Origin of the sequence: Mycobacterium persicum (assembly GCF_002086915.1) — a bacterium.
Classification (GTDB): domain Bacteria; phylum Actinomycetota; class Actinomycetes; order Mycobacteriales; family Mycobacteriaceae; genus Mycobacterium; species Mycobacterium persicum.
The window spans coordinates 4160179-4183001 of the sequence record NZ_MWQA01000001.1 but is presented as its reverse complement, the minus strand read 5'-3'; the positions used below and the strand labels follow the sequence as shown (position 1 = coordinate 4183001).

Here is a 22823-nt window from a genome sequence, read left to right as displayed (position 1 = left end):
ACACCAGACGTGCGCGGTCTTTGCTGCCCAAGGGCACGCGGGGCCGATAACACTGACGCGCACCAGCCGAGGTCTGCCCAAGGCAACCCCTAGAGTCTAGGGGACGGCCAGCTCAGAGCCAAATTCGAGGGCGAGGTTAGCGGGGGCGCCACCGGGTGACCCGATTTTCGACCGAGAGCTGCCTGTGAATCTGCGCGGCGCGTCATGTAGTTGATTGCGGGACGGCAACGAGGTGACGTTCAGCAGGGACGACACCTCATACACTCATTCCGGTCGCGAGCCAGTGGAGCGTCTCCTCATCCAGCTTCAGCGACAATGCCGCCACGTTCTCGGCAAATTTCTCGAACGTCGTGCAGCCGACCACGGCAAACACCTCGAGCGGGTGGCGCAGCACGTACGCGAGCGCGACCTGTGCGACGGTGGCCCGATGCTCGCGCGCGAATATCCTTGTGCGTTCCAGCTTTTTGATGTTCTCATCGGCGCCGAATTGGGTCATACACCGCCGGCTCACGCGATTGGCGGCCGGATGCTTCGGGTCGAAGTGATCTGAAAAGAATCCGCGGCCAAGGCTGGACCACGCGAACACCGATAGCCCGTGCCTCGAATACCATTCCCGCGCCGCACGCTGGCCGTTCCCCCCAAGGGTGACCGCTCCAGGCCACAGAGGTCGCGTCCAATCGGCAAGGCTGAATTGAGCGCTCGACGCGGTGAACGGCTTCAGCCCCTTGCTCGCGGCGAGCGCATTGGCGTCAGCAATTCGCTCGTGCGACCAGTTCGACGCACCTATAGCGGTGATTTTACCTTCGTCCAGGTGACGGTTGAGCCGTTCTATGAGCGGTTCAATTTGCGCTCGGGGATGATCGTAGTGGAGCAGATACAGATCAATGAAATCGGTGTCGAGTGCTTTGAGGGATGCGTGCAGGTCGCGGGTGACGTCAGACGGAGATAGCCGCGGGCGTCTTGACAACAGGTTGGGATGACATCCCTTGCTGATGACCACAATGTCGTCGCGATTCCGGCGTTCCCGAATCCATGCCCCCAGCGTCCGTTCGCTGTCCCAATACAAGCGTGCCGTGTCGAATGAGTTGCACCCGAGTTCGAAGGTCCGATCTAAAAGCGAGAACACCCGTTGCTCACGGTGCCGATTGGGCACCCAGGTCAGTACCCGGCCCCGTAATCGATCGGTGCCGAAGACGATTCGGGAGACGGGTTTATCGATCCCGGCAACCTTTCCGTATTCCATTCAGTTCACATACTTCGCATAGTCGCGAACGATGAACCGACACGCTCGAACCGTGAGAGCCATTATGGTGAGTGTGGGATTCTGGAATCCGGAGTGGACAAAGCAGGCGCCGTCGGTCACGAATACATTGTCCGCGTCCCAGCACTGGCAATACGAATTCAACACCGAATTTTCTGGCTTGTCGCCCATGCGCGCGCCACCGGTCTCATGAATAGCCAGTCCAGGGCGGTAGAGGAAACTGGGGCGAAGCAGGCTATTAAAGATCTTGTCGACCCGCAGACCGCCCGCGGCCGCAATTTCTGGGAGCCGCTGTCTCATATGGGAAATCATATTGAACTCAGGCCGAGAATAGCTACACGAGATTTGAGCTACTGGAATCCCCCACGCGTCTTTGACGGTCGGGTCGAGCGACACATGATTTTGGTACCGAGGCCGCATTTCGCCGAACGCGGTCATGGCCCACCACGATCTCCCGCGGCCGATCGACATCTGGATACCGTAGCCGCCGGGAAAGTTTTTTGATTCCTTTTCGCAGAAGCTCGGGATGTATAGCCCAACGTTTCCGAAATCGAAGCCATCCTCGTTCGTACCTGGCTCGACATCGCTTTTGTGCACTTTGCCGACAAGCGTATACACCACGTGGTCGCACAGATAGCGACCGAGATAGCCCGACGATCCGCCGACACCGGCCGGATGCTTGGCACAAGCCGAGTTCAGAAGGATCCGCACGCTTTCGATCGCTGACGCGCAGAGGACGACGACTTTGCCGTAAACCACCTGCGGATTCCCCGTCAATCGCTCGCTGTATTCGACGCCGGTCGCCTTTCCCGTCTGCGCATCGATGAGCAACCGGCTCGCGACGGCGTCCGTCCGTATGTCGAGGCGGCCGGTCGCCAGCGCGACTCTGACGGGAAGCGGAATCCGCTTGTTGTCGTATTTGACCTTCCTGGCGTACGTCGCGCGGAGGCCCGGGAGACGCTTCTCGACTCGGGTCAGAAACGTTTCTTCGATCGTTGTTGTTTTCGCGGGACCGATGAACTGGCCATCGGGGCAATTCGGAATTCCTGCGGCTTCTCCGTGGACGCCGAGCGTCCGTTCGACGATATCGTAGTACGGTGCCAGATCTTCGTATGACAATGGCCAGTCGACGCCGTCTCCGCGGACACTTCCGGCTTTGAATTCGTAATTCGACATCCGCGGCGCATGTCGATACCACGTGTGCAGGCGGCCACCGAGTTGTCGGCCCCTGAACCAGAGGAACGTGTTTCCTGATGTCGTTGTATACGGGTTCTCCCGGTCGTTGACATAGAACTGCTTTGTCGTCTCGGAAAAAGCTGGGGATCGCGCCTGAACATATTGGCCGTTGATCGCCGACTTGACGCGTGGCGCAATCCCACTAAATTTCGCCTCCGCGCCGGCGGGAAAGTCGCGCGCGATATCCAGATTCCGGCCGGCCTCGAGCAGAACCACCCTCAGGCCGCCTTCCGTCAGCTCTTTGACAGCCCACGAGCCAGCTGCTCCGGAGCCGACGACGATGGCGTCATACGTTGACCCAGTCCTGCGCATGCGTGCTTGTCTCATTCCCTCCGATGTGGTTTCGGGTGTCGCGTCGTCGTTTGCGGCAACCGCGGCCAGCGCCGCCGCTATAGCTGCTAATCAGGCCGGTTCGTCCCGATTGTCGTTGGCGGCCATCACCTGACGCAGCAGTTCGTCGACGTCCTCGTCGGAGATCTTCGGCATCCGGTCAAGCAGGTCCATCCACCCTGAGCCGGCGACATCGGTGGCCTCCGACGACCCGACGGCGGGGTCCGGCCGGCAGCCGACACCGATGGAGGCGACCGGTTCGGCCGGGCTTGCGGAGCCACCGACTGTCTCCACCGCGGCGGCAGGCTCGGCCAAATGTCCGGACAGCAGGTCGATCGTCGGGTACTCCTGGGTAAGCGTGGGCGAGAGCTCACGTCCGAGCCAGGTTTCCATTGCTGCGGTCAGCCGGATGGCACGGATGGAGTCAAGACCGTAGTGCGACAGCGGCAACGATGTGTCGATCTCTGCCCGTGACAGGCCCAGCTCCAGCGAAAGCCTGGACACGAACCACTCTGCGATCTCGGCGCGCCCGGCGTGCAGTGGAGTCGGCTCGGTTGGCGATACGGCCGGCTGCGGATCGCGCGGAGCTGGCGCGTGCCACTGTGCGAAAACCTCGAGGCCGCCGTCGAGGAACCGTTGTCGGCAGGCATTGCGCCGGATCTTTCCGCTCGAGGTCGTCGGGATCCGCAGCGGCTCCACCAATAAGACGGCGTGCGCCTGTATCTCATGGTCCTCGGTGACCGCGGCACGAATCGCGGCGATAACCGCGCCGACGTCGGCTTCGCGGATCCGCTCCCGGTCCACCTCCTGTACGACGACGAGCTGTTCGGCGTCATTGGATGACCGCGTTACCGAGAACGCCGCACCCCGCCCGCGCAGCAGCGCCGCATGACTGTCCTGCACCGTGGCCTCGATGTCTTCGGCGTAGTAGTTGCGGCCGCGGATGATGACGAGGTCCTTGAGCCGCCCCGTGACGAACAGCTCGCCGTCCAGGAAGAACCCCAGGTCCCCGGTACGCAGGAAAGGTCCGCGCCCGGTGTCGGCGAGGAACGCCGAGAATGTCTCTTCCGTCTTGATCGGCTCGCCCCAATACCCCAGCGCGATGCCGCCGCCGGCGAGCCAGATCTCCCCGACTTCCCCGTCCGCACAGGACCGTCGGGTGTCCGGATCGACGATAACCACTTCCACGTCGTACAGCGCGGGGCCGCAGCCTACGAGCGTGACGGCGGCCGGGTGCGCCGGCGAGACGCCCACCACGTGGTGCTCACGCAACGCAACAGGATCCAGGTGTCGCACCAGCGGGACGATCCAATCGGCCTGACCGGATGCCAGCAGTGTCGCCTCCGCCAAACCGTACGCCGGTTTGAACGCCTCGGGCTGGAAGCCGCTGGGACCAAAGGCATTGGCGAACCGGTCCAAGGTTGCGGCGCGCACCGGCTCGGCAGCACACACGGCTAACAACCACTTGGAGAGGTCGAGCGCCGCACGTTCCGGCTCGCTGCTGCGTTCGACACACAGGTCATAGGCGAAATTCGGTGCAGCGGTGATCGTGCCGCCATAACGGGAAAGCGCTTCGAGCCAACGCATTGGGCGCTCGATGAAAGCTTCGGGCGGCATCAAGAAGCAACTGCCGCCAAAGCACATCGTGCCGAGAATCATGCTGATAAGGCCCATGTCGTGATGGGGCGGCAACCAGGACACCGCGATGTACGAGTCGACCCAACCCGTGGCCCTACGGATGGTCTCCAGGTTGGACAGTAGGTTGTGGTGGGTCACCATCACGCCTTTTGGTGCGCTGGTAGAACCCGAGGTGTATTGCACGAAAGCGATTGCGCTTGGGTCGATGTCCGGTGTGATCCACTCCGCGGCGGATTGCGGGTTGACGGCGTCTACGGCACACCACTGCAGGGAACTCCCGTCGGCCAAGCCGTCCACCACATCCCTGACTTTCGCCTGCACTTCCGTGGTGGTAAGCACCAAGCGCGCCTGCACATCCGCGATAATCGACGCCACGCGCCCCATTACCTTGTCGCGAACCGGCGGATGCACCGGTACAGCGACGGCCCCGGCGTGGATACACCCGAAGAAGGCGGCGATAAAATCCAGGCCCGAGGGACAGAGGACCAGTACCCGTTCGCCCGCCGCTCCCTGTTGTTGCAAAATCGACGCGATCGCTCGCGCCTTGATGTCGAGTTCGCGATAGGTTAGCTGGCTATGTTCTTCCCCGTCGGGGGAATACCGGCAATAGTCGAATGCAACCTTGTCTGAATAGCGTTCGGCGCTACCACGCACGATATCTGACAAGGTTGGTGGCACCGGAAACCCGCTATCTATCGGCATCTACTACTCCTTGCTCCGATGTCAATCCCGGTTGGTCCGTGTTCGTGCGAGCGGGCGCCACCCCACCACGACCGGCTCCCTGACCCCACCGGGTCCGTCGTCGCGAACCCACCCCGGCGAAGCGGGCATGTCCATCAGCCAAGCCCCCTCAGACGAACCGCCTTTTCCAATGCGTCGGCGGTGGCGGCGATACTGTCGGCGGGTTTGCTCATCCGGGTGGCGATTTCGCGGGCGCGGGTGCTGCATTCTGGTGTGAGAATCGAACTCAAGTCGGCGACCAGCGATTGCGGCGTGACACTCGAGAAACGCCGGCCAGTGCCAACGTTGAGCCGCTTGACCGCGGCCGCAAACATGGGCTGGTCGGAAGTGAACCACAGGATCAACGTCGGGACCCCGGCCCGCAAACCCGCTGACGTGGTGCCCGCACCACCGTGGTGGACAACCGCGCGGCACGCGGGAAAAGTGGCCGCGTGGCTCACCGCGCGAACAACTTTGACATGGTCGCGATCCGGAGTCGCGGGGAAATCGTTCTCGCCGGTGCAAATCAACGCCCGCTCACCCAGCTGCTCGCAGGATGCACTGATCATGTCGATCAGGTCTGCCATCGATTTCACCGGCCTACTACCGAATCCGAAGTAGATCGGCGGCGCGCCGGCGGCAATCCACGATGCGACCTCGTTGTCGACATCTGTTGCCAATTCCATCGTTAGCGCGCCAACAAAGGGCCATCGCCCAGCCCATTCGGTCGCCAGCCCGGGAAATAGCAGCTCGTCGTAAGCTTGGATCTCAAGCGATCCCCGCTCGCCGTTTCGTCTCGCTGCCGAGGCTGTCGCCATTGGCAAACCCAATTCACGGCGTTGCGCCGCCTCGGCTTCCTTCGTCATCTTCCAGTACATCCACCAGGCTGCCGAAAGCGCGCCGCGGCCCAACGGAGCCGGAAGGCTCGGCAATAGTCGGCTATTGACTTGCAGTGGAACAAAATTCAGCATGGCAACGGGAATACCATAATGCTCGCCAACATTGGCGGCGATCCCGGGGTACATCCAACTTGACATTATGAGATCGGCATCGCGCGCCAGAGTTGCCAGTGTTGCGCTCATCTCGGCCCAACCCCTGGTGATGAAGTCGGCGCCCTTGTTCAGAAACGTGGTCGGAGTCCGGATCATCTTCCAGAAGTCCTTGGCGAAATCGTCCTTCTGTTGCTCTCGCGAGTCCGGCCCGTAGGGGACCGCGGTAAGCCCGACCGAGTCGACAAAGCCAAGCAAGTTGGGCGGCACTGCAATACGCACGTTGTGGCCCCGTCGCAGCAGCTCCAGCGCGACCGACGCGCACGGCTCGACATCGCCACGCGTTCCATAGGAGACCAGCGCAAACCTCATGACGGATTGCAACCTTTCATGTTGCAGCACAACACAACAACATTGTCGAGAACCAGCACATCGCCGGTGCGGCCGGAAACTGCGTGGATCGTTCGAGGGTTGCCGTTCTTCCCGTGACGGCGGTCGACATCGGCATCAGAAGCGGTAGGTGGCACAACCGACCTCGATGCCGGAGCCGACGCTGATGACCAGCCCGATGTCGCCCGGACGGACCAGCTGATGCCGCCAGGCGTGTTCCAGTTCGTAGGGCAGACATGAGGAGAACAAATCGGATTCGGTCGCCAGGTCAATGAATTGTGAATCCGGAATGTTCAGGCGCACAGCGAGTTCGGCGCGATCCGCCTGGGACAGGTGCGGAGGGAACACGGCCGCGATCTGGGAGCAGTCAAGCTCTTCGAGCTTGAGCAGTTCCTCGACGGCGGCCGGGATGCAGTCCAGGTAGCGGGCCGACAGATTCGGGTCGCGGTCGATCTGCAGCCAGCTGCGCCCATCTCCTTGCTGCAAGTACGTTTCCAATGCGGAGACGTACTCCGGATGGTGATGGAACACAAACCGACCGAAGCCTGAGTCGCCGTCGGACCTGCCCAGGATCACCGCGGAGCCCGTCTCGCCGAGACCATACAACGGGTGCCCGCTGTCACCGCCGTTGTTTTCGATCTCGGCAGCCACCACCATCGCGTGTTCGGCTTTTTCAGCGCCGATCATCTGCACACCCACCTGGCATGCGTTGAGGAATCCGACCGCTCCATTGAGCACGTCGAAGGCGAAAGTCGTTGGCGCATCGGGCGAATCGATGTCGACATTAGCGCCGATTTCACCGGCCACCAACGCCGCGATGGCCGGTTCGGCGATGAAGTCCTCCCGGTACACCCCGGCGTAGACGATCAATTCGAGCTGTGCCGGATCCATTCCGCGCCGGCTCAGGCACTGTCTGGCGGCTTGCGTCGCGAGTTCGACTGCACGCCGAGGCCGGGATTGCTCGGCGGCGGTGCCGACCCCTTCGATCCGCACCCGGGGCCCCGGCGGTGGCTCCGGGCGTCGTCGACGGGCCGAGAAGCCGTGGGTGTGTTGACCCTCGGGCGCCCTGCGCATTCGGGCCGGCAGGTCGTCGAAGGTGTAGAGCGCGGCGCCGATCGTCTGTCCGGTGCCGCTGATACTGAACAGCACTTTGTCCCCGGGGTTGATCCGATTGGCCCGGATCTGATCGCCGAGGGCCACGAAATGTGTGGTGCTGGCGGTGTTTCCCCGTTCACCGAGATTATTGACGACGCTGGCCGGTTGGGCGCTACCCGGGCCGAACATTCCATTCATCGCGACCACCGCGTCGTTGAGCGATGCCTTGGATGTCTGGTGAATGACGATGTGGTCGCAGTGTTCGGGCCGCCAGCCGTGCCGATTCATCACGGCGGCGGTGTATGGCAGTAAACGCTTGACCACCGTGGCGGTAATGTTGATCGAGTCGGTGGTCATAATCGCGCCGCCATGTGGACCATTGCTTGCCTTGGCCATGCACAGGCTGCTGTACCGGCTCAGGGTGGCCATGTCGATGTCGTGGAAGCCGACCCGGTCAGTGGTGCCGCGCTCGAGGATCACCGCGGCACCGGCGTCACCAACCGTCAAGCACGCGAGTCGCGGATCCATCGGTCCCTCGATTTCCTGCTGCGCCGTCTCGGTGATGTGGCTGATGTATTCACCACTGACGACCATGGCGCACTCGACCAGTCCGGCCCGCAGGAATGCATCGGCGACGGCGACACCGGTGAACATCCCGGCGCAGGCGTTGGAGACGTCGAAGGCAATCGCATTGGTAAGGCCGCATTGGTCCCGCAGCCGCGCCGCGGTGCTGGGCTCGAACACGACCTTGTGCCCGGGTCCGTCGCAGCGGGAAATGTTGCAGCAGATGACCAGATCAATCTCGTCGGCCGCATACTTCGACCGTTTCAGACAGTCGGCCACCGCATTTCGGGCCAGGTCGATCGAGAATTCGCCCGGTCCGACCACTCGCCTGCTGCGGATTCCGGTCAGACGTTCCAACGGAATACCGATCTCGTTGACGCAGCCTGCCAGGACGCTCTCGGTCGACAGCACCCCCGCCGGCAGATACACACCGATGCTTTCCATCACGGTGTTACGCGTCTGCCGGCTGGTAGCGGGCACCGGCGGAGCAGTGGCGGCTGCGGCGACCCGGCTGCCGCCCTCGGAAGTTTCGGATATCTCGGATGTCTCGGATGTCTCAGCCACTTCGGGGTCTGGCGCGTCCTGCGCGGCCTTGCCGTATTCGGCGGCCAGCTCGGCGACGGTACCGAAGACGAACAGCGACTCCGGCCGCAGCGGTAGGTTGGCTGCATTCGCTTTCGCCGCGACTTCCAGGCTGTGGCTCGAGGAGCCGCCGAGGGCGAAGAAATCGTCGTGCACGCCAACGGTGTCCAGATCGAGCACGTCACACCAGATTGCGGTGAGGACCTTCTCAGCAGGCGTCCGCGCAGCGACGAACTCCGGCCCCGTTATCGGCGCCTGATCGCCGGCCGCCTTCAGCGCGCGGCGGTCGACCTTTCCGCTCGACGTATGTGGCAGCGACGCAACCACCGAGAAGATCGCCGGCACCATCGCCGCGGGAAGCTGATCGAGGAGGAAGCGGCGAAGCTCGCCGACACTCGGCGCGGCGTCCTGGGTCGCCACAATATGGGCGACCAGCCGCAGGTTGCCGCGGCTGTCGGTGTCGGCCACGACCACGCTGTCGCTGACCCCGGGGTGCTTAAGCAGTGCGGCCTCCACCTCACCCGGCTCGATCCGGACGCCGCTGATCTTCACCTGGTTATCGAGGCGCCCCAAGTACTCGATGTTGCCGTCCGGCAGGTACCGCGCCCGGTCTCCGGTCCGATACAGCAGCCCGCCCGGAACCTCCGCGAACGGATCGGTGCGGAAACTGGCTGCTGTCGCATCGGGCTGATTGAGATAGCCACGTGCCACCCCAATCCCGCCGATGCACAACTCCCCCGGCACGCCGACCGGCACCGGTTGCTGATGAGCGTCCAAGAGATGAATGCGAATGTTGGCGATCGGTCGCCCAATCGGGACCGGCGAGCGCGGCTCACCGCGCTTGCAGTGGTAGTGGGTGACATCGATCGCGGCCTCGGTGGGACCGTAGAGGTTGTAAAGCTCGGCGTCCAAGGTGGCTAGGAAGCGGTCCTGAAGGTCATCCGGCAGCACTTCGCCGCTGCAGAACACCCGGCGCAACCCGACGCAGTCGGTCACCCCCGGCTGAGCCAGCAAGGAGCGCAGCATTGACGGCACGAAATGCACTGTGGTGACGTCCTGTTCGACGATGGTGCGAACCAGGGCAGCTGGGTCCTTATGCACCTCGGGTTCGGCGATGACAAGCCGTGCGCCGACGATCAATGGCCAGAAGATCTCCCAGATCGAGGGGTCGAAACTTATCGGAGTCTTGTGCAGGACCCGATCCGCCGGAGTGAGTTGGTAGGTGGCCTGCATCCACAACAGCCGATTTCGGATTCCGCCGTGGGTGTTGAGCGCTCCCTTGGGCGTGCCGGTCGAGCCGGACGTGTGGACCACGTAGGCAAGGCTCGCCGCCCGACCGCTGTCGTGGGTACCGGCGGCCACGGCGACGCCGTCCGCCGGAGTCGTCGGCAGGTCGAGGCAGAGGCGATGACCGGTGAACCCGGACAGGCTTTGCAGATGTCGGCGGTGCGTGACGCACACCGGCGCGTCCGGCACGTTGCCGATCATCGCCGCGACGCGGTTGGCCGGTTGCGCCGGGTCGAGCGGCATGAACGCGCCACCCGCCTTGAGCACCCCCAGCAAAGCCACCACCAGGTCTGCTGAGCGGTCCAACAGCACCGGAACGATGCCGTCGGGGCCTACTCCCAGGCCGCGCAGCCGATGGGCCAGGGCATTCGCTTGGTCGTCGAGCTCCCGGTACGTCATCTCCTGATCGGCGAACGACACGGCGACGGTGTGCGGGCTGCGCCGGGCGGTTTGCGCAACCATCGCGTGCAGGCAATCGGGGGCGTCATAGCAGACGTGGGTGTCGTTCCACGCAGCCTGTTGGCGGCGCTCCGGCTCGGTCAGCAGCGGCAACTCCGACACGCGGCTGGCGGGATGGGTGACGATGCCATTGAGCAGCGTCGTGAAGTGCCCGACCAGCCGCTCTATCGTCGCGTCGTCGAAAAGGTCGCGGTTGTAATGCAGGTCGCAGGTGAACTCCCCGTCCGCATCGGCCACCTGGATCATCAAGTCGAAGGCCGCACCCCCCTGGCCGACATGTAGGGTCTCGAGTTCAAGTGCTTCAGGGCCCAGATCCCCGCTGGCTGCGCGCTGGAATCGGCGGGACTGTTCCCACGCGAACGAGACCTGGACGATCGGGGTATAGCTCAAATCCCGGGACGGACGTAGCCGTTCGACAAGCAAGGGAAAGGGGTAATCCTGGTGCGCGAGCGCGCCCAGAACCATCTGCTTGACCCGTCCCAGCAACGACGAGAACGTCGGGTCACCATGCAACTCGGCGCGCAGCACGACGGTATTGGCCACATAGCCGACCAGCCCCTCCATCCCGACCCGATCGCGGCAGGCAAATGGTGAGCCGATGAGCAGGTCGTCCTGGCCGGTGTACCGGTGCAGCAACGTGGCGAATGCGGCCAGAAACGTCATATACGGCGTCGCTCCGGCGCCCCGGGCCACCTCCCGAAGATCGGACGCCAGGCGGCCGTCAACGCTGAAACGTCGTACGGCACTGCGGTACGACGGAACCGCGGGTCGCGGCCGGTCGGTGGGTAGGCTCAACTTCGGCAGGTCACCGGCCAGCTGTGTGCGCCAATAGCGCCAAAGGCGATCCCCCTCGACATTCGACAGCATCTGCATCTGCCGATCCGCGTAGCCGACATAATGCTCTGGGCAGATCGCCGGTGCGTCGGCGCCGTGTTGTGCGGCATAGAGTTTGCAGAGCTCGTCGAGAATGACGTCCACGGACCAGAAGTCGGCGGCGATGTGATGCACGGCGAGCACCAGGACGTGCTCGCGTGGTGATTGCCGGAGCAACGTCAGGCGGAAAACCGGCCCGGTTTTCAGGTCGAACGCACGGTGGGATTCCCGATGTATCCACTCGTCAACTTCATCAGCATCCACGTCGTGGCGGACAATGCGCGCCGGCCAGTGTGGGTGGACGAGTTGAACCGGCTGCCCGTCGCGCACGGCGAACGTGGTGCGCAGGACCGCATTCCGTTCGACAAGTGCCTGTGCGGCGCGCTCCAGCGCCGGCACATCCAGTTCTCCCCTGATCCGTCCGGCATAGCTGAGGGTATAGGCGGGGTTTCCGGGCGCAAGCTGGTAAAGAAACCACAGCGACCGCTGCCCGTACGACAACGGATGCGCCGACGCCGACGCCTGCGCCTTCTCCATCAGTAGCCGCGACAACAACGCGCGCTTTTCCTCGGCGGAGAGCGTGGTGATGTCGATCGACTTCTCGCTGGACCTATCCGTCATCCTCAATCTCCCTTGGCGGCAATGACCTGACGAAGCAGTTCGTCGACGTCGTCGTCTGAAACTTGCTGCACCTGGGTCAGCAGGTCGATCCACGGTGCGCCGTCGGTATCGGTGGTCTCCGGCGTCCGGTTAGGTTGCGCCGCAGTGCTATCGGCGGACACGGTCGGAGCGGGCCGCGCCGTAGCCGCGCCGGGAAGCTGGTCGGCGAGCCACTCGGCAAGGGCTGCGATGCTGCCGCCGTCCAGTAGCTGAACGGCCGGGACAGCGATACCGAAATCGCGGTCGATCTGATTGCGCAGCGCCAACGCGCTCAGCGAGTCGAGCCCCAGGCGGTCGAGGGCCGACTGGGGGTCCAGCCGAGACGGTGTCACACCGAGTTTGCTGGCAGCCAGATCACACAGGTAGCCCTCGAACAGACGTTGACGCTCCTGCCGGTCCGCGTGGCGTAGCGAGTCGCCCAGGCTCGCTTCGTGGCCGCGCGGGTCGGCCAGACCAGCCAGCAGCGAGGACTCTTTGGCGCCCGGGAAAGATCGGAACCATTGGTGGGCGTCGAATCTGAACACTCCGGTGCGGGCACGGTCGGCAACCAGAAGTTGTTGCATGGCAGCCAATCCCAGCTCCGGGGTGAGCATCGAAAAGCCCTGATCAGCCAGGAATTGTCCACGACCCACCCGCGCCCACGGCCCCCAGTTGATTCCGATCGCCGGCAGACCCTGAGAGCGTCGGTAGGCCACCAGCCCATCCACCCAAGAGTTGGCTGCCGCATAGGCCCCCTGTCCCGGTGAGCCCAACAGCGAAGCAGCCGACGAAAATGTCAACCACCAGTCCAGGTCGAGGTGAGCGGTCGCTTTGTGTAACCACCAGTGGCCGGCCACCTTTGGCGCGAACACTCGCGCCACCGCCGACGCCGACATGTTCGAAACGATCTCATCGGCCAGCACCATCGCGCTGTGCAACACACCTGCCGGCCGCAGACCGGCTTCCTCGACAGCGGCCACCAACCGCTCCGCGGTACCAGGTTGGGCGATATCGCCGGTGATGACCTGCACCCGACGTCCCGCAGCGTTCATTTCCGCGATCGCCGCCGCAACCTCGGCGCCGGGCGCCGAACGCCCGTTAAGCACCACCAGACCCGCGCCCTCGGCGACCAGCCAGTGCGCCACGACAAAGCCCAGCCCGCCCATGCCGCCCACCACGATGTAGCCGCCATCGGCCCGGACCAACGGTTGGGCGGGCGGGCAGGCAAGCGCCACAATGCTTCCCGCGGTCGGTATCGAGATCACGATCGTGCCGATGTGAGCGTCCGAAGCCATCATCTCGAACGCGTCAACGGCGCGGTCGAGGCTGAACTCGCTGACCGGGAGCGGCTGCAGCTCGCCGGCCACCACTTGTTGCAAAATGTCTTGCAACAGCTCACGGTAGCGTCGCGGTCGCAGCCGCAGATTCAATTCCAGATCGACCACTGCGAAAGACGCACTCTTGGCCAGCGAAGCCAGCTCCAGCTGCGCACCGGCGTAGCCGTCGCGCCTACTCAGCTCGACGAATCGCCCACCGGGAGCAAGGATCTCCATGCCACTACGCCGAATCTCTGCTCCGGCAGTCGAATTGAAGATGACGTCGACACCTTGTCCCCCGGTGGACGCCTCTATCTCCTCGACGAACTCCGGGTTGCCCGAGTTGCCAACATAATCAACACCCAACTGCGCCAACACCTCATGCTGGGCCGCCGAGTCCGCCGTCACATAAATGCGTGCCCCGATGACCTTGGCGATCGACACCGCCGCCAACCCGACACTACTGGCGGCCGAATGGATCAACACCCGGTCCCCGGCCGTAAGCCGCCCCGCCTCACACAACCCGTGCCACGCCGTCAGGTAGGCAATACCCAGGCCGGCCGCCTCATGATCCGACAGCGCCTGCGGCGCCGGCACGACCCAATCGGCCGACGTCGTCAGATACGAAGCAAGCGAACCAGGCCCCAACGCGATTACCCGCTGTCCCAGCTGCAGCGAATCCACCGCAGCGCCGAGGCCGGCCACATATCCCACGCATTCGCTGCCAAGCGCCGGCACGCCGTCGCCCACCGTGTCGTCCAACGCGGAATACAAACCCATCGCCTTGAGGACGTCGCTGCCATTGAGCCCCGCGGCCACCACCCGGACCTCGACCTCATCCGCTGCCAGCGGCATACGCCGCACCGCATGCACCGCCAACGCGCCCAACCGCCCCGGCTGATCGGTCTGCAAGCGCACCGCGCCGCCACCATCGAGATCGACCAACACCGGACGCCGCTCGGCAGCCACGACGTTGGGAGCCGAAACCGGGACCCGGACAAGGCGATTCACGCACCGCTGCCCATTGCGCAAAGCCACCTCATCGTGGCCGCAATTGGCGCACAACTCATCAACCAGCGCGCCAGCCGACATATCACCTTCGGCATCGACGTCCACGACGGTGGCATTCAGCTCCGGATGCTCAAACGTCAGCACCCGCGCCATACCACGAAGCGTTGTCTGCGCCAATGTCACCCGCTCACCAGCAGCTACGTGCTGAGCCCCGCGGGTCACCATCCACAGCCTCGGTCGGCCGCGAATACCGCTCTGCGACAAACTCTTGACGATGTCGGCAACGAACAACGTCCGCGACTGCGCCAATTCCAACTGCGCAGAATCAGACAAGGCCTCATCGACCGAACGCGGTGGACACACCAGTACCACCGCGTTCCAGCACACATCGCTCTGAGTCAACGCGTCCTGGAGCTCGGCCCGATCCCCCGCCATCACCACCTGACAGTGCGGCGTCCGTCGTGAAAGCCCCGCGCGCACCGCGTCCAGCAACCCGTCAGCCGCACCATGTTCAGCAACCAGCAACACCGCACCCACCGCAGCGGCCGGCTTATCCGTAGCCATCGGCTCCCAGGCCAAGGTGAATGTGTGACTGGCCACCTCGCTGCTGGCCCCTGCCGGCACCACCGCCATCTCGATCTCATCGATAACCAGCAAGACCTGTCCCTGGCTACCTGTGAGCACCACTCGGCCTACGTACCGATCCGGGTCCGCCGTTGGTCTCAGCACCGCCAGCGCGGCAACACCTTCGGTGAGATCTCCATAGACCCGCACACCGCGAAACCGCACCGGAAGCACCACCGACCCGGTGCCCTGCGCACCGGCAAGGTCGGTAGCCGGCTTGGTCGCGCCAAGTGTCTGCAACGCAACATCGACCATCACCGGATGCGCCAGTAGCCGTCGCGCTCCCTGCCGGGCACTCGATGGCAACCGCACCTCGGCCCGAGCCGCGCCGCAACCGAATACGCTGAGCCCGGTAACCCCCTGGAAAGCAGGACCATGGTGTTGGGCGGCGCCGCGCAACCGGCGATAGAGACTGTCGGCATCCAACTTCGTCACCGATGAGTCATCAACATCGATCGGTTCCACGACCCGCGGCACACCCCGCTCCAACACCGCGCTGGCATGCAGCGTCCACCCCGAATCCCGGATTCCGGAACGGATTTCCACGCACGGCCGGGACGCAGTGCCACTCAATGTCGTGACGACAACGGTAGGTTCCCTAATCGGCATCAACTCGCGCAGGCATAACTCAACAACCTGCCACGGCATATCGCGGTCGGTCCCATGCGCTTCGGCCGCCGCCGCTAGTGCCAACTCGATATACGCCGCGCCGGGCAAAACACACATGCCGTCAATACGGTGATCGCCAAGCCACAGGTAATCGGGAGTGAGCATGCGTTCCCACACCCGAATTCCATTGGTGGGATCGGTAACACCGACCCCCAATAGCGGATGGCCTACCACCGCCGCGGCGGTGGCCGACCCGGCGGAAAGCCAGTGCCGCTCGTGCTGCCAAGGACTGGCCGGCAGCACCGGATGCGGTCCGGGCGGATGCGGCAGGCGTGGCGGGTGACTGGTGCTGGCGGCGTTGAGGTTGGTGTGGAAGCTGAGTGTGTCGTCGCCGTCGCGCCTCAGCGTGCCGATGCTGTGATGGTGGATCTGCGATCCCAACGTTTCGGTGACGGCGTACGTCAGCATCGGGTGCGGGCTGATTTCGATGAAGATCGCATGGTCTTGCCCGGCGGCGGTGATGGCCCCGCTCAGCAGTACCGGTTGCCGGAGATTGGCCACCCAATAGTCGGCATCCAGCGGCGGATTGGCGGTACCGGTGACGGTGGAGAGCAACGGAATCATCGGCGTCTTGAGGGCCAAATCGGCTAGTGCGGAGCGCAACTCAGGCAGGATCGGATCCATCAAAGCGGTATGCGAGGCGACCTCCATGTTGACCCGCCGGGCAAACCGGTTTTGCCGCTGCACCTCGGTGATCACCGCGGCCACCTCGGTTGGGGGTCCGGCGATCACCGTTTGCCGCGGCGATAAGAAACCCGCCGCGCTGACCCCGGGATGGGTGTCGAGCAACGCGGCCGTGGCCTCGGCGTCGAGTTCTATCAGGGCCACCGCGCCCTGGCCGGCCAGCCGCGCCATCAATCGCGATCGAACCGCGATCACCCGCAATCCCTCGGCAGGTGTCAACGCCTCGGCCGCCACCGCCGCGGTGACCTCGCCCATCGAATGACCGATCACCGCATCCGGATGGACCCCGTAAGAACGCCACAACTGCGTCAGCGCCAGCTGCAGTCCCATGATCACCGGCTGAACCCGCGCATCACCGGTCACCGGCTGCGCCTCGGCCAGCACCTGATGCAGCGAAAACCCCACCTGCTCAACGAATGCCGGCTCGAGTTCGGCCACCGCCGCCGCGAAAACCGGTTCGTCGGCCAACAACTGTCGACCCATTCCCGCCCACTGCGAGCCCTGACCCGAGTACACGAACACCGTGCCCGTCCGGCAGGCCCCTTCATGCGGGCCGACTACCCCGGTTTCCGCCCGGCCGGCCGCCAACGCCCGTAGCCCGGCGACCGCCTGAGCCCGTTCCCGGGCACACACCGTGGCAAACCGGGAATGGTGAACTCGGTGATGCGCGAGTGTGTGAGCCACCTCCGCCAACGCCACCCCAGAACCCGCACCGGTCATCCAGTCCGCCAACACCCCCGCCGCCGCCGCAATCCGCTGCGGCGTCCTACCCGAGACCACCAACGTGCCGACGGCCGGGTCCGGCTCAGGCACCACCGCAACGTGCTCGGGGGCTTGCTCCAACACCACATGTGCATTCGTGCCGCCGAATCCAAACGACGACACTCCCGCCCGTCGGGCGCGGCCTACTGCCGGCCACTCCTGGTGTTCTGCAACGACTTTCAGCCGCAACTGGTCAAAAGAAATATGGGGGTTGGGGGCGTCGAAGTGCAGGCTCGCCGGCAGCCGGCCCCGCTGCAACGCCAGCACCGCCTTGATGAAACCCGCGATCCCCGCCGCTGCCTCGATATGACCCAGATTCGTCTTGATGGAGCCGATCAACAGCGGGGAGGTCGCCGCGCGCCCGCGACCCAACACCTTGCCCAGGGCACGCGCCTCGATGGGATCACCCAACAAGGTCCCGGTCCCGTGCGCCTCCACATAGTCCACCTCGTGTGGCGGCACGTCTGCATTGGCATAAGCGGCCCGCAGCACCGCCATCTGAGCGGCCGGATTCGGAGCCATCAGCCCGTTGGACCGGCCATCTTGATTGACTGCCGAACCGCGCACCACCGCGAGCACCCGGTCCCCGGCACGCAGCGCGTCATTGAGCCGTTTGAGCACCACCACGCCAGCGCCCTCGCCACGCACAAAGCCGTCGGCATCCGCGGAAAACGCATGACAGCGACCGGTTGGCGACAACACACCGGCTTGATCGAAGCCGTGGAAAATCGCCGGCGACAACAGCAGATTGACCCCCGCGGCAATGGCCAGGTCCGAGTCGCCCATCCGCAGGCTTTGGCATGCCAGATGGATCGCCACCAACGACGACGAACATGCGGTATCCACCGCAACGGAGGGGCCGTGCAGATCAAGGAAATACGACAACCGATTGGCGATGATGCTCAGCGCACCGCCGGTGTTATTCCACGCATCAACCCCGGGCAAATCGGTGGCTGCCAGGTGCCCATATTCGCTGACACAAGCGCCGGCGAACACTGCGGTCTGCGAGCGGCGCAATGAAGTCGCGGGAATCCCAGCGTGCTCCAAGGCTTCCCAGGCCACCTCCAGGAGCAGTCGTTGCTGAGGATCCATCTTGGCGGCTTCGCTCGGCGAGATCTCGAAGAACTCGGCATCAAACGCGTCGATGTCGCCCAGGAACGAGCCCCATCGAGTCGTCCGGGCGAGGGTTTGCGCTACCGCGGGCGAACCGTCATCGAACGGCAACCAGCGATCAGCCGGAACCTCAGCTATGGAACAGCGACCTTTCCACAGAAACTCCCACAATGCTTCGGGCCCAGATATCCCCCCCGGAAACCGGCAGCCCAGGCCGATGACCGCGATCGGTTCGTCCACCCAACGACTGGCCGGATGACCCTGGTCAACAGATTCCGGCCCCGTGGTGGTGAGAAAGGCGACCAGAGCGTTGATCGTCGGGTGCTGCCAACAGTCCACCGGCGACACCGGCCGACCGAGCAGCTTGGCCAGCTCGCCTGACATATCGATGACATCCCGAGAGCCCAGCCCTAAGTCCTTCAGCGACAGGTCTGGGTCGATCCCATCCGCGTTGCAGTCAACGTTGGTTACCAGGTAATCGATCAGCCACTTTCGAAGTTCCACATCGCCAGGAAGGCCCGCCGTCACGGCGTGACCTCGACACGCTCCAATTCATCCCGCTGGTATCGCTCGGCGCAGGCCGAACGTCGAACCTTGCCGCTGGTCGTGGTAGGAATCGAACCAAGCGTCACAAAAACGAGGTCCGCGATGCGCAGGCCATGCGAGTGCGAAATCGCCGAGGTGACCTCACCCTTCAGCGATCGGAGCTTTTCCTGTTGCTCTTCATCGCACTTGCCGGTTGTCTTGACCTCGGCAATGGCGACCAGCTGTTCTGTCCCGTCATTCGGAACAGACACCGCCGCAGCTCGCCCCCGGGTTATTTCATGAATGGTCGCCTCGATGTCGTCCGGATAGTGATTGGACCCGTCCACGATCAGCAGATCCTTGATTCGGCCGATGATGAACAACTCGTCGTCGGAAATGACCCCTAAATCGCCGGTTCGCAGCCACGGTCCGACCGGCGTGCCGGTTGACGGATTAACCAGGCGGGCGCGGAATGTTTGCTCCGTCTTGTCAGGATTGCGCCAGTACCCCATGGCGACGTTGTCGCCATGCACCCAAATTTCGCCGGTCCTTCCCGCCGGACACTCGGTCCGCGTCTCGGGGTCGACGATCCGCACCAGTGGTGATTGCGCCAACCCGTAACCGACTAGCGCCGCACCGCCATCCCGGCACCGCTCAGCCCGACCGGCGGACAGTTCCTCCGAGTCGAAACGAACGATGTCCGGCGGCTGAGCCGGTGTTCGGGTCGACACGTACACCACTGTCTCGGCGAGCCCATAGGTTGGTCGTATCACCGTGTCGGGCAGATTGAATGGCGCAAACCGCCTCGTGAAGCGCTCCAAGGTTGCCGGCTGTACCCGCTCTCCACCGCTGCAGAGAATCAGCAAGCCGCCAAGGTCCAGCCCGGCCATGTCCTCGTCGGCGGTTTTTCGTGCCGCCAATTCAAAGGCAAAGTTCGGCGCCGACGTGAACACGGTCCCACTGGTCGCTGCCAATTGCATCCAACGAGCCGGCCGTTGTACGAACGACACCGGACTCATGAGCACAGCGTGTCCTCCGGACAGCATCGGCTGGCAAATGCCCATCATCAAACCCAGGTCGTGGTAGAACGGCAGCCACGAGACCGCAGTGATCTCACCGCGGTGGCCACGAGCCAAGTCGCGCGTCCACTGCTGAAAATTGGCCACCACGTTCGGATGCGAGATCATGACCCCGGTTGGCCTCCCGGTCGATCCCGACGTGTATTGGAGATACGCGGGCTGGGAAGGTGGGCAATGCCTGGGGTCCGTCTGGCATAGAGCTTCGGTGTCCAGCGAATCGATCTCGATGACTGAAGCGGCGGAACCGTCGTTGCAACCACCCGCGTATTTCACGGCATCTGCAGCGGCGCCGCTGGTCGTGAGAATTACCGAAGGAGCGCAATCTCGCAGCGCCGAAGAAACCCGCTCCTCGTAGACGCCGAACTGCGGCAGCGGCAACGGAACCGCTATGTATCCGGCGTGGAGTGCACCCCAGAAAGCAACAATGTATTCAAGTCCTTGGGGGGCCAGGATGGCGGCCCGATCACCGCTCGAGCCGCATATCAAGAGCTCTTTGGCAAGAACCTGTGCTTGTTGATGAACTTGTCCCCAGGTAAGGGTTTCGGAAACGCCGTTCGGGTCGGTCTCGTAGTCGATAAAAGTGTATGCGTCGCGGTCGGGGTGCTGGTTGGCGATTTCCTGCAGGAGTTCGGTCAGAGAAGGTTCACCAGCCATAGGTAATCGTCGCCTCCGTCTGTCTCAGTTGGATAGACCTCGCCCAGATCAGCCTCGGACAGATTAGCTTCGAAATGCGGGGACGTACGCGGAATACCAAAAATTATCGATCACGTAAATCGAGATTGTTCCGGGATTCAGATCGGTTTGGCCATACCGGTTTTCAGGACCGGTTTGCGGAACCGGTTTTCGGGCGGTGACGCGCTGCGCGGCCTTCAGCGATGCGCTGTGATCACCGCGGGCTAACCGGATTCCCGGGCACCGAGGTCGCCACGTCCGGCCCCGCTGCTACTCCGATTCCCGGTACCACGCAATGACGTAGACCACCATGGCCGTGGCGAGCGCTATCAGCACCCAGATCACCACGGCTTGGTCGATCCACGACCCCGCCGGCGGCGAGCCGGGAAGGATATTGCGCAGCGGCACCACGGCGAACAGCATTGCCGCATACCACGTGGAGAACGGTGGCAGGAATTTTCGCCGGCCGGTGACCATCTGGATCGCCACGAATAGGGCCAGCGTCGGCAGCGTGACGAGGACCAGGCAGATTCCCAGGTCGAAGACCAGCGGACCCTTGGCCCTCTTCAGCGTGATGATCACGTTGTCCGGGCGATCCGAGGTCTGACTCGCGTCCCCGACGCGCTGGGCGCTGATGTCCCAGCCCTCCAGCGATCCGGTCACCTCGACGCGGGCCGGCTTGTACTGGCGAGTGTCGCCGGCCCCGACCAGCACATCGGCCTGGATGGTGTCGGTGGTGTAGGTGTCGAAAGGCCAGTTACCGGGATCGCCGTGCGCCTCGATGGTGGTGGCGACCTGCGCCGGCGATTTCCCCACCGGATACTGCAGGTCACCCAGGTCGTTGGTCGGATAAAGGCGCACCGAGGTGTCGGTGGTCAGCACGTCGAGCCGCTTGTCGACCATCGAATCATCCGGCATCACAAGAACTTTCACATCGAGGCGATTCGCCACGGTGTGTAGCTGCTCGAATCGCACCAACACCACCGTGTCCTCGGTGGTGCCCACATCCGGCTTGGGCAACGGCCCCGGCGTGCTGGCCAGCCAGTGATAGCCGACCAGCGAGAGGACGTAGACAACAGCGACACCGACGATGATCGACACGTCGAGCACCAGATGTTTCCGCCGCGACATGTGCGGGCGGGCCAGCGGAGACGCCGCCGATCCGCCGGGCGGAGACGCCGCCGATCCGCCGGGCGGACCCGGCTCCGGCGCCGCCGGCGCGTGGTTATCGGTCATCTGCGGTCACCGCCGAAGAGACCGCCGACATATACCTGCCCCCGAACACGGAGTCAGATGGTAGCAACCGGCGTTCCCGCCGGTGACGTTTCTAGATCAGTCCGATTGCCGGCGGTAGGCGAAGATGAACAGGCTCATCGCCACAATCAATGCGATCAGCACCCATAGCGTGACTGCCTGGTCGATCCAGGAGCCGGGCGGGGGGTTGCCGGGCAGGATATTGCGCAACGGGACCACGGCGAACAGCATGGCGGCAAACCACGACACGAACGGCGGCAAGAACTTCTTCCTGCCCAACGCCATCGGGATGGACACCCACAGCCCCAACGTCGGCAGGCTGATGAGGACCAGAATGATGCCCAGGTCGAAGATCAGCGAGCCCTTGGCCCGATGCAAGGTGATGATGACGTTGTCGGGGCGACTGGTGGTCTGGCTGGATTCCCCGACGCGCTGCACGCTGACGTCCCAGCCGTCCAATGACCCGATCACCTCGACCCGGGCGGGTTCTTTCACCCGGCTCTCGCCGGTTCCGACGATCACGTCGGCAGAGATGACTCCCGTGGTGTAGGAGTCAAACGGCCAGTTGGCGGGATCGCCTTCGGCCTCGATCGCGGTGCTGACCTGCGCCGGTGTCTTGCCCACCGGGTACTGCAGGTCGCCCAGATCGTTCTCTGGGTACAGCCGCACGGCAAGGTCTTGGGTCAACACGTCGAGGCGTTTGTCGAACTTCGAATCTTCTGGGATGACAAGCACATTCACCGTCAGGCGGTTGGCCACCGTCTCCAGCTTCTCGAGCCGCACCTGTACGACGGTGTCTTCGGTGGTGCCCAGGTCCGGTTCGGGCAGCGGGGGCGCCGACGTGGCGAGCAAATGCACACCGAATAGCGATAAGGCGTAAACGACGATGATGCCGAGAACAACGGCCAAGCCGATCACGAGGCGCGTGCCGCGCGGCTTGCCCGCGACCGGACCCGCCGGTGCCGGGGCCGGCGGAGCCTGATGGGTCATCGCGAGCGGCTCTTTGTGGTGAACACGCGGCAGATGCTAGTGAGCCGCACCGGCGATCAGG

9 protein-coding genes are annotated in these 22823 nt (G+C 63.9%); all 9 read right to left on the bottom strand.

Translation table 11 applies throughout. The features are described 5' to 3' along the window. Window positions 1–256: 256 nt before the first annotated feature. The 9 genes from B4U45_RS19115 to B4U45_RS19075 all read right to left on the bottom strand — a co-directional run bounded on the left by B4U45_RS19115 (window position 257) and on the right by B4U45_RS19075 (window position 22762). Window positions 257–1243: an aldo/keto reductase gene (locus tag B4U45_RS19115; RefSeq protein WP_075547051.1), complete on the bottom strand. Its 987-nt coding sequence runs from the start codon at window positions 1241–1243 to the stop codon at window positions 257–259. Then, window positions 1244–2809: a GMC oxidoreductase gene (locus tag B4U45_RS19110; protein WP_083153122.1), complete on the bottom strand. Its 1566-nt coding sequence runs from the start codon at window positions 2807–2809 to the stop codon at window positions 1244–1246. 90 nt (window positions 2810–2899) lie between these two features. After that, entirely contained in the window at window positions 2900–5167 is a 2268-nt protein-coding gene (locus B4U45_RS19105) for an AMP-binding protein (protein ID WP_075547049.1), read from the bottom strand. Between the two features lie 134 nt (window positions 5168–5301). Continuing rightward, window positions 5302–6546 carry a glycosyltransferase gene (locus tag B4U45_RS19100; RefSeq protein ID WP_075547161.1) on the bottom strand — a complete coding sequence of 415 codons (1245 nt, stop codon included), beginning with the start codon at window positions 6544–6546 and terminating at the stop codon, window positions 5302–5304. Window positions 6547–6681: 135 nt separating this feature from the next. After that, a complete protein-coding gene (locus B4U45_RS19095; RefSeq protein WP_219859480.1) occupies window positions 6682–12045 on the bottom strand; it encodes a non-ribosomal peptide synthetase in 5364 nt (1787 codons plus the stop codon). Between the two features lie 2 nt (window positions 12046–12047). Beyond that, window positions 12048–18770, bottom strand: coding sequence for a type I polyketide synthase (locus B4U45_RS19090; protein WP_083153123.1), 6723 nt, complete (start codon window positions 18768–18770; stop codon window positions 12048–12050). After that, window positions 18767–20500: an AMP-binding protein gene (locus tag B4U45_RS19085; protein ID WP_075547046.1), complete on the bottom strand. Its 1734-nt coding sequence runs from the start codon at window positions 20498–20500 to the stop codon at window positions 18767–18769. The genes B4U45_RS19090 and B4U45_RS19085 overlap by 4 nt, the downstream gene beginning before the upstream one ends. A 288-nt stretch (window positions 20501–20788) precedes the next feature. Then, window positions 20789–21754: a DUF4436 domain-containing protein gene (locus B4U45_RS19080; RefSeq protein ID WP_075547045.1), complete on the bottom strand. Its 966-nt coding sequence runs from the start codon at window positions 21752–21754 to the stop codon at window positions 20789–20791. 96 nt (window positions 21755–21850) lie between these two features. After that, complete coding sequence (locus B4U45_RS19075; RefSeq protein WP_075547044.1) at window positions 21851–22762, bottom strand: DUF4436 domain-containing protein; 912 nt, start codon at window positions 22760–22762, stop codon at window positions 21851–21853. Window positions 22763–22823 lie beyond the last annotated feature (61 nt).